The 15,882-nt window shown below is 41.0% G+C and carries 4 protein-coding genes; all 4 read right to left on the reverse strand.

The annotated features are described in order from the left end of the window. Positions 1–339: 339 nt before the first annotated feature. The 4 genes from FJ651_RS10600 to FJ651_RS10615 all read right to left on the reverse strand — a co-directional run bounded on the left by FJ651_RS10600 (position 340) and on the right by FJ651_RS10615 (position 15,875). Positions 340–4,854 carry a hybrid sensor histidine kinase/response regulator transcription factor gene (locus FJ651_RS10600; RefSeq protein ID WP_140990504.1) on the reverse strand — a complete coding sequence of 1,505 codons (4,515 nt, stop codon included), beginning with the start codon at positions 4,852–4,854 and terminating at the stop codon, positions 340–342. A 211-nt stretch (positions 4,855–5,065) separates the two neighbouring features. Next, entirely contained in the window at positions 5,066–8,530 is a 3,465-nt protein-coding gene (locus FJ651_RS10605; protein ID WP_140990505.1) for a sensor histidine kinase, read from the reverse strand. Positions 8,531–8,535: 5 nt separating this feature from the next. Beyond that, the gene (locus FJ651_RS10610) at positions 8,536–12,171 is read right to left on the reverse strand and encodes a sensor histidine kinase (protein WP_140990506.1); all 3,636 of its coding nucleotides are present in this window, start codon (positions 12,169–12,171) and stop codon (positions 8,536–8,538) included. Beyond that, a complete protein-coding gene (locus tag FJ651_RS10615) occupies positions 12,168–15,875 on the reverse strand; it encodes a two-component regulator propeller domain-containing protein (protein ID WP_216746129.1) in 3,708 nt (1,235 codons plus the stop codon). Before FJ651_RS10615 ends, FJ651_RS10610 begins: the two co-directional genes overlap by 4 nt. Between the last annotated feature and the right edge of the window lie 7 nt (positions 15,876–15,882).

Below are 15,882 nucleotides of genomic sequence, written 5' to 3' on the forward strand. Positions count from 1 at the left end.
GAATTTTGAAAATCGTTTTTCATTTTTACTTGATATTTCGGTAATAAAAAAGATCATCTGACTCATCCTTTTGGTAATTATTTTTTGACCCTATCCAAAATTCGCATCTGGTAAATGGTGAAAATTCAGCACAAAATGAAATAGCCAAAATCATGAAGGCAAGGTACTGTGGTATTCAAAATCAGACTGTAGTTATTGTTCCAAATACTTTATATTTTGTTCCAAATCCATAAAAATGAAGATTTTACCTATTTATTTGGCTGGGAAGAAAAAATGTCTGAAAAAGTTGAATCCTCAAACTAGTGTTGAAAAAGGAGGTTATTAGGCTTTGAAGAAGAATTACCCTTTTCTAAAAAAGCTAGGTGCTTCCCCAAACTCTTTTGTAAACTCTTGTGTAAAATAGCTGGGGTTGCCATAACCCACTGCGTAACCAATCTCCGAGATATTTAAATCAGAATTAAGCAAAAGTTTCTTTGCTTTCTGCATTCTAATCATCCGGATGACTTGAGAAGTGGATTTGTTGGTCAAAGCTTTAAGTTTTCGATGAAGCTGGGTTCGGCTCACTGCAAGCTCTTCGCATAACTCCCCAATGCCAAAGGCTTCACTTTCCAAATTTGCATCTACAATAAAGTGGAGCTTCTTAAGGAAAGCATCTTCCTGTATTTCTATTAGAGTTTCGGGTTTACCTTCGGGAATAAGCGCTGCATACCGCGCCGTCATCTTTTGTCTTAGTTCAATCAATTTCCGGAGTCGAACCTCTAGTTCTTTCTTTTCAAAAGGTTTGGAAAGGTAGGCATCGGCTCCACTTTCCAAACCTTCCAGGCGTGATTCCATATCTGTTTTTGCAGTGAGCAGGATGATGGGAATATGGCTGGTACGTTCATCTTTTTTGAGTCTTTCTACTACTTCATAGCCGTCTTTTTCAGGCATCATCACATCACTAACTATGATGTCCGGAATCATTTCTATGGCTAGTTGGATTCCTTGGAGGCCATTTCTTGCTTTTTGTATTCGATAGTTGCCGTGGAGACAAAGTTCCAGATAGCTTAATACATCTTCATTGTCTTCTACCAGCAAGGCCAGCGGGAGACTTTCATCATAATCTTCGGCTGTCCCAAAGCCCGACACCGCCACCAAATCTTTTACATTTGGATGCGATTCCATAGTAAATTCACCGGCATTCCCTTTTGGGGCCTCATTTTTTATGGGAAGTCTAAGTGTAAATTCAGAACCTTTTCCCGGTTGGCTAGTAACTGCAATAGTTCCTGACATTAGTTGCACCAGTTCTTTGGTAAGTGCCAAGCCAATTCCTGTTCCTTCAGCTGATCTGGTTGACAAATTATCCACCTGGTAAAAACGGTCAAAAATATAAGGCAAATGTTCAGAAGAAATTCCTTTGCCTGTATCCTTCACTTTCATTTCCAAGAAATCTCCCATTTCCAAAGAGGTAATTTTTTCAAGTTTAATATAAATATTGCCTCCCGGTGGGGTAAATTTTACTGCGTTTCCGACAAGGTTGGAAAAAATTGCTTGGATTTTTTCCGGATCAAAATCCATGTACAACGCCTCGAAACCTGATAATATATGCAGACGGATATCTTTAGAATCGGCAAAAGAATCAAACGACTCTGTCAGGTATTTTAGATAACCCAGGATATCGTCATGAATCATCTTTGCCAACAATCTACCCGAATCAAGTTTGGATAGGTCCAGCATTTGATTGATTAACCTTAGCAATTGCGCGCTATTTCGTTTGAGCATTGGCAAACCATTTTCCAGATTCTCCAAAGAGGGTTGGGTCAATATATGATCTGCAATACCTGAAATCACCGTCAAGGGTGTCCGGAATTCATGGGTTAAATTGGTATAAAGGCGCGTTTTGAACTTATCCAATTCCTGCAACCGATTAACTTCTGCATGTTCTAGTTTTCTACGAAGCAAAAAACCATAGATCCAATATAGCATTAATAAGAGTAGAACGGCATAGAAACACCAAGCCCACCAGGTAAGCCACCAAGGTGGGTTAATAGTAAACGTGTATTCAAAAGGTTCACTCCACTCACCACTCTCTCCAATGGCTTTAATTTGGAAAGTGTAAGTGCTGTAGGGCAAGTTACGGTAATCTGTTTTGGCTTCTTTTGAAGGTATGCTCCAATTATCATTGAGTCCCAGCATACGGTGACTGTAGTGTATTTTATGCGGAGCTTTCCAATCTATGGCGACAAAATGAAAGGTAAGATTGTTTTTATGGTAGGGTAGTTTTAAATTGAGTGGGTAGTTCTCAAATTTTTGGACACCGTTAAATGTTATATCATTGCCTACTTGATTCCGATCTCGATCCCGATTGATATCGGGACTATCGGGACTATGGGGAGTATCGGGTTCATAAGAGATATTGCGGTAATCTATAAACTGCTCATTGATATCCAATTGTTTTAATAATGGTTGTGGTATTTGAGGAGATGAATTTAATTTGTTTAAATCCAACATAGTTAAACCCTTACCGCTTCCCCACCAGGCACGGTTTTTACTATCGATTAACGCAGAATTTTGATAAAAATCTAAGCCTTTAAGGCCATCTTGTGTGCCAAAAACTTGTATTGCAAACACGTCTCCTTCTTCGGAAGAAGTAGGACTCGGGCTAATTTGCGTAATCCCTTTTACTGTAGCTAGGTATAAATTCCCGTTCCGATAGCTATCGGAGTTATCTTCTAAAATAGACCTGACACTATTATTACTCAACCCGGCTGCCTCGGTAAAATGAACAAACGATTCACCGTCATATTTCGATAGGCCTCCGCCTTCAGTGCCAAACCAAAGATTTCCGCTTTTATCTTCTAAAATAGACCAGACAGTATTATTACCTAAGCCGGCCGCCTCGGTAAAATGAACGAACGATTCACCATCATATTTCGATGCGCCTCCGCCTTCGGTGCCAAACCAAAGGTTTCCGCTTTTATCTTCTAAAATAGACGCGACCAAATTATGACTCAAGCCGGCTGCCTCGGTAAAATTAACGAACGATTCACCATCATATTTCGATACGCCTCCAAATTCAGTGCCGAACCAAAGGTTTCCGCTTTTGTCTTCTAAAATAGAAATGACAACATTATTAGTCAAGCCGTTTGCCTCGGTAAAATGAACGAACGATTCACCATCATATTTCGATACACCTGCGCCACCAGTTCCAAACCAAAGGTTTCCGCTTGTATCTTCTAAAATATACAAGACTCTATTACTACTCAATCCGGCTGCCCTGGTAAAGTGAACGAACGATTCACCATCATATTTCGATACGCCACCGTCTTCAGTGCCGAACCAAAGGTTTCCGCTTGTATCTTCTAAAATAGACCTGACTCTATCATTACTCAAGCCGGCTGCCTCGGTAAAATTAACGAACGATTCACCATCATATTTAGTTACGCCTCCGCCCCAAGTGCCAAACCAAAGGTTTCCGCTTGTATCTTCTAAAATAGAAATGACTCTATTTTGACTCAATCCGGTTGCTTCGGTCAAATGAACGAACGATTCACCATCATATTTCGATACACCTCCGCCAACAGTTCCGAACCAAAGGTTTCCACTTGTGTCTTCTAAAATAGGAATAACAATATTATTACTCAGGCCGGCTGCCTTGGTAAAATGAACGAACGATTCACCATCATATTTCGATACGCCTCCGCCGGAAGTGCCAAACCAAAGGGTTCCATTTTTATCTTCTAAAATAGACCAGACAAAATTATTACTCAAGCCGGTAGCCACGGTAAAATGAACGAACGATTCACCATCATATTTCGACACGCCTCCGCCTTCAGTGCCAAACCAAAGGTTTCCGCTTTTATCTTCTAAAATAGACCTGACACTATTATTACTCAAGCCGGTTGCCTCGGTAAAATGAACGAACGATTCACCATCATATTTCGATACGCCTCCGCCTTCAGTGCCAAACCAAAGGTTTCCGCTTGTATCTTCTAAAATAGACCAGACAAAATTATGACTTAAGCCGGCTGCCTCATTAAAATGAACGAACGATTCACCATCATATTTCGTTACGCCTCCGCCACCGGTTCCGAACCAAAGGTTCCCACTTCTATCTTCTAAAATAGACCTTATTCTATTATTACTAAGGCCGGCTGCCTCGGTAAAATGAACGAACGATTCACCATCATATTTTGATACGCCTTTGTCGGCAGTGCCAAACCAAAGGTTCCCCCTTGTATCTTCTAAAAGAGATATCACATAAGAGGAACTCATACCTTGGTCCACATCTAAATATTGTAAATTGGTAAGGGCAGCATCTTTAAAAGCTAGGGGCAGGGCTTTGGTGGGTGGTGGTAGTATGGCTTTTACTGTTTTACCTTTGGCAGGTATAGGTATGCCGGTGGGTATGGTGTCACCGCTGGAATTAATTAAAACAAAATCTTTATTGCCTTCGCCAAATTTCACCGTTTTAAGTTGGCTGTGGTCCACCTTGATAGTGGGGATGTTTTCGGGTATTTTATGTCGGTTGGGGTTGGCATCGTGCTTTTCAAGACTTTCCGGAGATTTAGCTTTCACCACTCTGGGTTTTGCCATACTGTCTGTGTGAATGAGTGTTCCCCTTGCGGGTATGGGTACACCGGTGATGAGTGTGTCGCCACTGCTCAAAATGATGGGTTTGATGCGGTCGCCTGTTACCGGGTTTATGGCATAACCACCTTTGGGGTTAGCTGCATTGGTTTGGGGTTGAGGCAAAAGCGATGCAGGGCTGGTTCCATCATCTTTTGGGCTGTGGTTGCAGGCGGCAAATAGCAGAAGAAGGAGAAAGAAATGTATCTTCCCGAGAAATTGTGAAGCTGCTGTTTTTATGCTCATCTTAAATAGGTGATTCAATGTTTAATTCTGTGCCTACCTGTTACTACCCGTTCCTGTCCGTCCTCCGGCAGCCGGTGTTAGCCGGGCCGCGAACAGACCTTCATTTTCTTTTAATTGTATTTTTATTAATCCACCGTGTGTCTCTGCTATATCATAAATCTTTTTAATAAATGATTTATAAGTATTTTAAGGATTGCACGAATTTCTTTTTTTATACTAGTGGTAGTATAATGGTAAATTGTGTTCCTTTCTCTTTATTGCTGTTTAAAATCAACTCACCCCCGTGCGCTTTCACAATATCGTAGCTAAGCGATAAGCCAAGACCTGTACCTTGCCCGGTTGGTTTTGTCGTAAAGAACGGCTGAAATATTTTGTCTTTGATAGCCTCAGGGATGCCGGGGCCGTTATCTGAAACGGTAATTTCAATACCGTTTTCCGCATGTTTGGTTGAAACTACAACTTTTGGATTTTCTATACCATTTACCGCTTGAAAAGCGTTATTAATCAGATTTAGCAATACCCGGCCGATATCCTGGGGCACTACCTTAACTTTAGGAAGGGTAGGGTCTAAGTTGGTTGAAAAATCGGCATTAAAACTTTTGTCTCTAGCCCTTAAGCCATGGTAAGACAGCCTTAAGTATTCATCTGCCAAGGCGTTGATATCGGTAGGTACTTTTTCACCCGAACCGGAACGGCTATGGGCGAGCATTCCTTTTACAATGCCATCGGCGCGTTTGCCATGGTGGGTTATTTTTTCGAGGTTTTGTTTGATGTCTGTTGCAATGGCCTTGGCTTCTTCTATAGCGCCTTTGTCTAATTCGTCATTCATTTCGTCAATCAATTCATTACTCACTTCGCTAAAGTTGTTGACGAAATTGAGCGGATTTTGAATTTCATGGGCAATCCCGGCGGTGAGTTCACCAAGACTAGCCATTTTTTCGGACTGTATCAATTGCTGTTGCGTGGCTTTTAAATCGTTGTACGCCTTTTCTATTTCTTTGGCCTGTTCTAATTCGCGTTCTTTAGCTTTTTCCCGTTCCTTTTTTATGGTTCTTTGTTTCTGATAGGTGTGGACTTGCTTAAAAAGTAACAAAAGCAATACTCCATAAATACCATATGCCCACCAGGTGCGGTACCAGGGTGGTAGAACTGTAAATGCATAATCGGTTTCGCTCCAGATCCCGTAGGGGTTTAAGGCTTTAATTTTAAGCGTGTAATCCCCTTCATAAAGGTTACCATAATTAGCAATATTAGTTTGACCTAACGGACTCCAGGCTTTATCAAAGCCTTCTAAAAAATACTGGAATTGCGTGCTTTTAGCCAGAAAGGGATCGACGGCTGAAAATTCAAAACTTAAGGAGTTGGCAGAGTAGGGCAGCTTTAGACCTAAAGGAATAAAATCATAAGGGACAAGACTATCATAACGCACAGAGGTAAAGGTTTTTTTTAATCGATCAAGTTCTTCTTCTGTTTTTTGTAGCCCAAATCTGGAATTCATTTCAGTTGAAGACACCAGCGTGTCATTGGCATATCTATCATTAAGGTGAGACCAGACGATGGACTCTCCATTAATACGAATATTAGTAACGGAAACTGGAAAAGCCCTGCTGTTCTCTTTTAGCGCAGGATAATCAAAACGGGCAAGACCGCCGTCTGTTGTGGTTATCCATCCTACACCTTGTTGATCGACGACTAACCCTCTTCCTGACGGGATTGGAAACCCCTCTGCAGAAGAGAAATTTTCTACGACAAGACGATTGTTTAAAGAATCTAAACTAACTACACTAAGTCTATCACTCGATCCGCTTCGCAACCAAAACTTATTATTATGGTCATCTTTTAGGATTGTACCAATACTGCTTTCCTTTAAGCCATCGGCTTTTCCGTAATTGGTAAACACATTGTTAGACAAAATACTTAGCCCACCATCTGTCCCAATCCAGAGGTTATTATTGTCATCTTCGTTTATACTATTTACAACGTTATTTGGCATGCCATCTTTTACAGAGTAATTGGTAATCGTTTCATTATTATAATTATATAGCCCACCTTCACTACCTATCCATATATTGCCTAAGTGGTCTTCAAAAACAGAACTAAAGTAAAAACCTCCTAAATTATTTGAAGATGTTATTTTCACTAAGGATTTACCATCAAAAGTTAAGAGGTTATAATTATTGTTCTGCTCTGAGCTTGTTAGCCATACTTTTCCTTTAGAATCAATAAGTTCTATAAAAACAAAACGTTCTTGTCCCATGTTATACGATTGAAAATGGGTACCATCATATTTAGTAAGGAAAACTTCGTCTCGATTACCGTGGGTAAACCAAATATTTCCATGATTATCTTCTACTAGATTACCAATGTTATTAATTGTCCCATAATCTTGCGTGGGTTGTTTTAAAAAGTTAAAATTGGTCAATGTGTTTCCATCAAAATGAAAAAGGCCATTAAAAAAAGAACCATAAAAAAAATCGCCATTTACAGCCTGTATCAAACTTCTTAAAGAGCGATTCTGGTTTTTAGAATTATCCTCTATGAGATTGTCATAGGTTTTAATCGAGTTTTCAAATCTTCCCATAAAACTCTGACCAGTAACCCAAATATTACCTTTTTCGTCTTTATGAAGATCAAGCCGTTCTAATTTTTTAAGCTCAGGATTGTCATAAAAATCAATACTTGTAAGAGCATTGGTTTTAACTATCCCATTTTCTGAGTAACTCCAAAGGGTATTGTGCTCATCTAATACGCCACGGAATAAGCTTTCATCATTTATTTGTGTGGACTTACCATCCTCAATAAGAAAAGTACCTTTAGGTGTTGATACATAAAAGCTGGTAGAATTTATAACTAGAACATCGTTAATTTTATCCTCAGGAATGAGGTTTTTAAAGCTCACTTCTTCAAAAGTTCCATGATAAAGTTTGATCAATTTATCACTTCTACCATCAAAAAAGAAGGTACCGTCGTCACCAAAATCACTCACATTTGTTAATAACTCTAATGCTAAGCCTTCAATATTATAAGATGCCAATAATTCTTCACCCTGGTACTTTAATAATGTATTATCAATAGTATTTAAATACCAAGTGGAATTTTTATAGCCTTTTGATATAAATTGAGTTAAACTACCGTCGTTTTCACTTTCTATAAAATTTAATTCTGAAATTTCATTAAAATTTAAACCATCAAAAAGTAATGTTCGCCACTCAAAGCCTTGTGAACTAGGATTAAAGCGGTTTAACCATAATTGGTCGTTGAAAGTAATCTCCATTTGAAAGTTATACCAACCAGAATCTAAAATACCGTAGTCTTTAAACGTTTGGCCGTTATACTTTAAAATTTGAGAGCCGAAATTGCTGAGCCAAATATTTCCTTTACTGTCCGTATTAAATGTATTGAAACGAGCGGGCGGCATTCCATCCTTAGGTGTAATCGAAGAGACGACCTCCTTTCCATATAGCGGATCTAATGAGAATGGTCGAGCACTGGAAATATAATTTTCCTTAGGAATTTTTGGTCCGGTTTTAAAAGGAACGACTTCCATTTTAATTACACTGTCGTTTAAAACAGTACCTACTGCTTGTTTACCAATTTTTTGTTCTTTGCTTTTAGTTACATCGGTACAGCTAAAGCAAAGTAAAAATGCACACAGGATGAGTAAAAAGTTTTTCATTTCTCTTAATTAGTCGGTATTAAAATACAAAAAGTTGTGCCAACTCCTTCTTTTGAGTCTACGTTTAATTCCCCACCATGCCCTTTGGTGATGATGTCATAACTCATACTTAAGCCTAATCCTGTGCCTTGTCCCGTAGGTTTGGTCGTAAAGAACGGCTGAAATATTTTGTCTTTGATAGCCTCAGGAATCCCTGGGCCATTATCTGAAACGGTAATTTGAACAGTATTATCTATATGTTTAGTGGCAACTACAACTTTTGGATTTTCAACTTCTTTAACTGCCTGAAAAGCGTTATTAATCAAATTTAATAACACACGCCCAATGTCTTGTGGCACCACATTTACTTTTGGTAAATCAGGATCAAAGTCGGTTGAAAAATCTGCGTTGAAGCTCTTATCTCTAGCTCTTAAGCCATGATAAGACAATCTTAGGTATTCATCGGCGAGGGCGTTGATATCCGTCGGTACTTTTTCTCCCGAGTTGCTTCGGCTGTGGGCGAGCATTCCCTTTACGATGGCATCGGCGCGTTTGCCGTGGTGGTTGATCTTTTCGAGGTTTTGTTTGATATCTGCTGAAATAGCCTTGGCTTCTTCTATAGCGCCTTTGTCTAATTCGTCATTCATTTCGTCAATCAATTCATTGCTCACTTCACTAAAGTTGTTGACAAAGTTGAGCGGGTTTTGAATCTCATGGGCAATGCCGGCAGTCAATTCTCCTAAGCTTGCCATTTTTTCGGATTGGATGAGTTGGCTTTGGGTGGATTTAAGGTTGCTAATGGTCTCCCGAAGTTCATTGGTTCTTTGAGTTACTTTTTCTTCGAGCAAGCGGTTTTCCTTTTTTAATTGCCTCGAGCGGTATTGAACGATAGCCCGGATGCCGCCAATGGTTATGATGGCATATGCCAGGTAAGCCCACCAGGTCTGCCACCAGGGCGGAAATATTCGAAAACTGAATTCAGCAGGGTCACCCCATTGGCCTTTGATTCCTCTGGTTGCAACGCTAAAGGTGTAGGCACCGGGTGAAAGATTATAGTAATTTTTGCTTTGAGGCTCCCGGCCGGCATAGATCCAGGCATCGTCTTCGCCTTCCAGCATATATCTGAATGAGATGTTGTCCCTGTTCAAGACACGCAGATCGGTAAAACTGAACCGCATGTAATTTTGATCATAAGGTAGTTTTAGCCCGATGGGCAATTTATAAGGGCTTGACAGGCTGTCCCATCGCATTTGGTGTTCAAATACATATCCAGAGTCTTGCGGCAGCGTATTTTCTGTGAAGAGTTGATTGCCATCGCTGGACCACAAGGGATCTCCCGTTTCAAGATAGGGCCGGAAATCTGACATACGTTCGAAAGAGCGTTTCTCATCCATGATCGTCAGGCCGGTGATGGAAACCGGATATGGCAAGGTGTCAATCACAGGATCTTGTGTAAGAATGTTCAATTTCCAAGTAGGCCCACTAACAAACCAAAGTTGCCCGTTAGGCAGAAGTAAGCTCGCTCTTCGGTTATAGTCATTTGAGAGGAAACCTTGAGCTGCGCTATAGGTGAAAAAATTCCAGGGCGTGTTTGGATCAGCGGGAGGATTTACCAGCGTGAGACCATCTACACTCCCTATGTATAGGGTGCTATCTTTTTGCTGTAAGCTGTACGCGACCTCCGGTACGAGTCCTTCTGCTTCCCCCAGATTGGTGATGGTTTGACCGACAGGATCAATTATTGAAATGCCACCGTCTGTTGCCACCCACAATGTACCATCCTCCCTCTGTATGATCTCATGGACAGCGTTATGGGACAATCCTTCCTCTTCTCGTAAATATTGGATCGTATTTTTATCCGGGTCTATGATAACCAATCCATTGGTCGTGCCCAGCCAGTAACGACCTGATCCATCATCGAGAATACAGCTTACCCAATCAGCATCTAATTGAGGAGACTCCTCCGGGATGGTCTTTAATCCATTTGATTCCGGATGATAAACTGCGAGTCCATTATCGGTGGCTAACCAATAGCTGCCCTTTTCGTCTTTGAGGGCGCCGAAAGTCCGTTGTGTAATGTTTTGATTTTTAAAATAGTGGGTTAGTAACTTTTCTGCACGATTGATGATGAGAAAACCCGGAGTTCCATCAACGAAAAAGTTATCTTTTTCTAATTCCTTGATGAAGAAAATATTATTTGAATTTGGGATTTGTAAAATTGCCTCATCGATCGCTTTGAGGGTTTTGGTGGAAGGGCTATAAATATTAATGCCTTTAGGTGTGCCGAGCCAGATATCCCCGCGATGGTCTTCCTCTAAACTCCTGATTTGACCATCCATCAGTCCATCAGACTGTCCCAGCACCTCGGGTAAAGGTCCATCCGGATCCACCAGGAGGATTCCTTTCGTAGTAGTACCAATCCAGATGACGCCCCTTTTATCTTTTATCGTATTTCCAAATCTTATAGGACTGTTGGTCGCAATTGATTTCATTTTAGTGTAATCTCTGTTGATTATATGGATGCTATCACTATTGATCATCCATAATCTTCCTTGATTGTCTTCCTCATAAAATTGCGCATCGTCATAAAATTGCGCTTCTTCATTAAATCCATCCCTCTCATTAAGGGTACGGACAGTTTTATCGTCTAATGAAATGCCATGGGCGCCACTTACAGAAGTCATCCACATCCTGTTATCACGATCCAGAAAATGATAGCCACCACTAGGCAGGATGTTTGTATAGTACTGTCTGTCTTCACCGATGATACTGGTTACGGTTTGATCCCCGTTTTGACTTAATAGCCAGATATTGTGATTCCTGTCCTCCATTAATGGATAATTGGGACGAATTCCTGTAAATCCGGTATTGGTGATTCGACGTAAATGCTCCATGTCACTATCCATGACATAGGTGGCCTTTTGCCAATGGGTCATCCACATCCGATTTTGATGATCAGGAAGAAGTGAAAGGATTACCTCCGTCGACAGGAAATGGGTTTGGGTTTTTTTCTTGAAGTCAAGAACGTAGATCCCAGTTGTAGTGGCCAACCATAATTTGCCATCCCGGTCTATTTCGAGATCCCAGATTCGCAAATAATCATAAGTATATAACTCATTCCCGTTGTAGAGACATAGTCCTCCGTCGAAGGTGGCAATCCAATAAGTGCCGTCTTCGTTCTCGATAATTTTTCGGATGTCGTTGGAAGGCAGCCCCTGATTTCTTGAAAGCTGTAACAGGACGGTAGTGGTACCTTCGAGCTTCTGTGGTCTGTCCATCCGGGTGACAACAGGCGTTGGAATGATAGAAATTTTCTTTTTAATCGGAATGGTGTCAAACTCCAGCTTCATCCGATCATTGGGATCCCAATCCAGCGGAGATTCCTTTATTGGAGACTTTAGAGGTTTAAACTCACTGATGCTGAATGGCTGAGAGGGCATTTTGTCAATGTCTAACGGGTAGGTTTGAGGAAGGTCAATACTATCCGGGTCAACAACTTGCCATTCGATGGGTTTGGCTTCGGTGAACTCAAATGCTTTGGTGACAGGCGCCCTGAAAGCGGTCGGGTCAAGAGCGCCTTTTTGAGTATTATCATCACAGGATGCCATTATAACCGCTGCAAGCAAAGAAAGGAATAGTATGGTTTTCGTTTTTGACATCATGATAATTGATTGATTTTAACAGGCAAGTTAACAATAAATGTTGTACCAACGCCCTCTTCAGATTCCATAATGAACTTCCCTGAATGCGCTTTCACAATATCGTAGCTAAGCGATAAACCAAGACCTGTACCTTGCCCGGTGGGTTTGGTAGTGAAAAATGGTTGGAAGATTTTATCTTTTATAGCCTCAGGAATCCCTGGGCCATTATCTGAAACGGTAATTTGAACAGTGTTATCTATATGTTTAGTTGCAATTACTACTTTTGGATTTTCAACTTCTTTAACTGCCTGAAAAGCATTATTAATCAAATTTAATAACACACGCCCAAAGTCTTGGGGCACTAAATTTACTTTAGGCAGGGTAGGGTCTAGGTTGGTTGAAAAATCGGCATTAAAACTTTTGTCTCTTGCCCTTAAGCCATGGTAAGACAATCTCAGGTATTCATCGGCCAGGGCATTGATATCAGTTAAAACTTTTTCTCCCGAGTTGCTTCGGCTGTGGGCGAGCATTCCCTTTACGATGGCATCGGCGCGTTTGCCGTGGTGGTTTATTTTTTCAAGATTTTGTTTGATATCTGCTGAAATAGCCTTGGCTTCGTCAATATCGCCTTTGTCTAATTCATCGTTCATTTCATCAATCAATTCATTACTCACTTCGCTAAAGTTATTGACGAAGTTTAAGGGATTCTGAATCTCGTGTGCGATGCCTGCAGTGAGCTCTCCAAGACTTGCCATTTTCTCGGATTGGATGAGTTGAGATTGGGTAGATTTTAAATCTTCGAGAGAATGTACAAGCTCTTCAGATTTTTTCTTTAATGCGCTAGTTCGCTCTTCCACTGTTTGTTCCAGCTTTTTCTTTTCTGCTATCAGCTTCCTTTCCCTCCACTTACTAAAAATTCTCAGCACCAATAAAAACAACAGAACGTATATCAAATACGCCAACCACGATTGCCACCATGGTGGATTTATAGTAAACGTATATTTAAATGGCTCACTCCATACTTCACTCTCTCCAATGGCTCTGATTTGAAAGGTGTAAGTGCCGTAGGGCAGGTTACGGTAGTCTGCTTTGGCTTCCCTTGTAGGATTGCTCCAATTATCATTGAGTCCCAGCATAAGGTAACTGTAGTGTATTTTATGCGGAGCATTCCAATCTATGGCCGCAAAATGAAAGGTGAGGTGGTTTTTATGGTAGGGCAACTCTAAATTGAGCGGGTAGTTCTCAAATTTTTGCACGCTTTTAAATGCTATTTCATTACCCAGGCTATCTGAAATATTGCGGTAGTCTAGAAACTGCTCATTGATATCCAATTGTTTTAATAATGGTTGTGGTATTTGAGCAGATGGATTAAACTTGTTTAAATCCAACATAGTTAAACCCTTACCGCTTCCCCACCAGGCACGGTTTTTACTATCGATTAATGCAGAATTATGATAAAAATCTAATCCTTTAAGGCCATCTTGTGTGCCAAAAACTTGTATTGCAAACACTTCTCCTCCTTCGATGGAAGCAGGGAGCGGGCTAATTTGCGTAAGCCCTTTTACTGTAGTTATGTATAAATTCCTGTTGTTATCTTCTAAAATAGACCTGACTCTATTATTACTCAAGCCGGCCGCCTCGGTAAAATGAACGAATGATTCACCATTATATTTAGATACGCCTCCGCCTTGAGTGCCAAACCAAAGGTTTCCGCTTTTATCTTCTAAAATAGACCAAACGCTATTATTATTTAAGCCTTCTTTCTCGGTAAAATGAACGAACGATTCACCATCATATCTCGATACGCCCCCGCCATCAGTGCCGAACCAAAGGTTTCCGCTTTTATCTTCTAAAATAGACCTGACACTATTATTACTCAAGCCGGCTGCCTCGGTAAAATGAACGAATGATTCACCATTATATTTAAATACGCCTCCGCCTTGAGTGCCGAACCAAAGGTTTCCGCTTTTATCTTCTAAAATAGACCAGACTCTATTATTACTCAAGCCGGCTGCCTCGGTAAAATGAACGAATGATTCACCATTATATTTAGATACGCCTCCGCCTTGAGTGCCAAACCAAAGGTTTCCGCTTTTATCTTCTAAAATAGACCAGACAATATTACCACTCAAGCCGGCTGCCTCGGTAAAATGAACGAATGATTCACCATCATATTTCGATACACCTCCGCCCCAAGTGCCGAACCAAAGGTTTCCGATTTTATCTTCTAAAATAGACGTGACGCTATTATCACTCAAGCCGGCTGCCTCGGTAAAATGAACGAACGATTCACCATCATATTTCGATACACCTCCGCCCCAAGTACCAAACCAAAGGTTTCCGCTTTTATCTTCTAAAATAGAGCTGACTTCATTATTACTCAAGCCGGCTGCCTCGGTAAAATGAACGAACGATTCACCATCATATTTCGATACACCTCCGCCATAAGTGCCGAACCAAAGGTTTCCGCTTTTATCTTCTAAAATAGAAAGGACAATATTATTAGTCAAGCCGGTTGCCTTGGTAAAATGAACGAACGATTCACCATCATATTTCGATACGCCTCCACCCCAAGTGCCGAACCAAAGGTTTCCGCTTTTATCTTCTAAAATAGACCAGACATTATTATCACTCAAGCCGGCTGCCTCGGTAAAATGAACGAACGATTCACCATCATATTTCGATACGCCTCCGCCTTCAGTGCCGAACCAAAGGTTTCCGCTTTTATCTTCTAAAATAGACCTGACTCTATTATTACTCAAGCCCGCTGCCTCGGTAAAATGAACGAACGATTCACCATCATATTTCGATACACCTCCGCCATCAGTGCCGAACCAAAGGTTTCCGCTTTTATCTTCTAAAATAGACCTGACATCATTATTACTCAAGCCGGCTGCCTCGGTAAAATGAACAAACGATTCACCATCATATTTCGATACGCCTCCGCCTTGAGTGCCAAACCAAAGGTTTCCGCTTTTATCTTCTAAAATAGACCTGACTCTATTATTACTCAAGCCGGCTGCCTCGGTAAAATGAACAAACGATTCACCATCATATTTGGATACACCTCTGTCTAAAGTACCGAACCAAATGTTTCCGCTTTTATCTTCTAAAATAGAGCTGAGATAAGAGGACCCCATACCTTGGTCCACATCAAAATATTGTAAATTGGTAAGGGCATCTTTAAAAGCCGGGGGCAGGGCTTTGGTGGGTAAGGGTTGTATGGCTTTTACTGTTTTGCCCCGGGCAGGTATAGGTATGCCGGTGGGTATGGTGTCACCGCTGGAATTAATTAAAACAAAATCTTTGTTGCCTTCGCCAAATTTCACAGTTTTAAGTTGGCTGTGGTCCACTTTGATAGTGGGGATGTTTTCGGGTATTTTGTGTCGGTTGGGGTGGGCATTTACTTTGACAAGCTCAGTAACCGCCTTGACCACTCTGGGACTGGCAACACTGTCCGGGTGAATGAGTTTTCCCCTTGCGGGTATGGGTACACCGGTGATGAGCGTGTCGCCACTGCTCAAAATGATGGGTTCGATGCTATTGCCTGTTACCGGGTTTATGGCATAACCACCTTCGGGATTGGCTGCAATGGTTTGGGGTTGCGGAAAGAGAGGTGCGAGGGTGGTTCCGTCATCTTTTGGGCTGCGGTTGCAGGCGGCAAATAGCAAAAGCAGAAGGATGAAATGTATTTTCCTGAAAAATTGTGATGTTGTTGTTCTCATAGTCATT

The organism is Paucihalobacter ruber, assembly GCF_006494535.1.
In the GTDB taxonomy this organism is placed as follows: Bacteria; Bacteroidota; Bacteroidia; order Flavobacteriales; family Flavobacteriaceae; genus Paucihalobacter; species Paucihalobacter ruber.

Bases quoted from the DNA above. Each gene is read 5' to 3' on its own strand.
- FJ651_RS10600 (WP_140990504.1), bottom strand. From the start codon at position 4,854: ATGAGCATAAAAACAGCAGCTTCACAATTTCTCGGGAAGATACATTTC.
- FJ651_RS10605 (WP_140990505.1), bottom strand. From the start codon at position 8,530: ATGAAAAACTTTTTACTCATCCTGTGTGCATTTTTACTTTGCTTTAGC.
- FJ651_RS10610 (WP_140990506.1), bottom strand. From the start codon at position 12,171: ATGATGTCAAAAACGAAAACCATACTATTCCTTTCTTTGCTTGCAGCG.
- FJ651_RS10615 (WP_216746129.1), bottom strand. From the start codon at position 15,875: ATGAGAACAACAACATCACAATTTTTCAGGAAAATACATTTCATCCTT.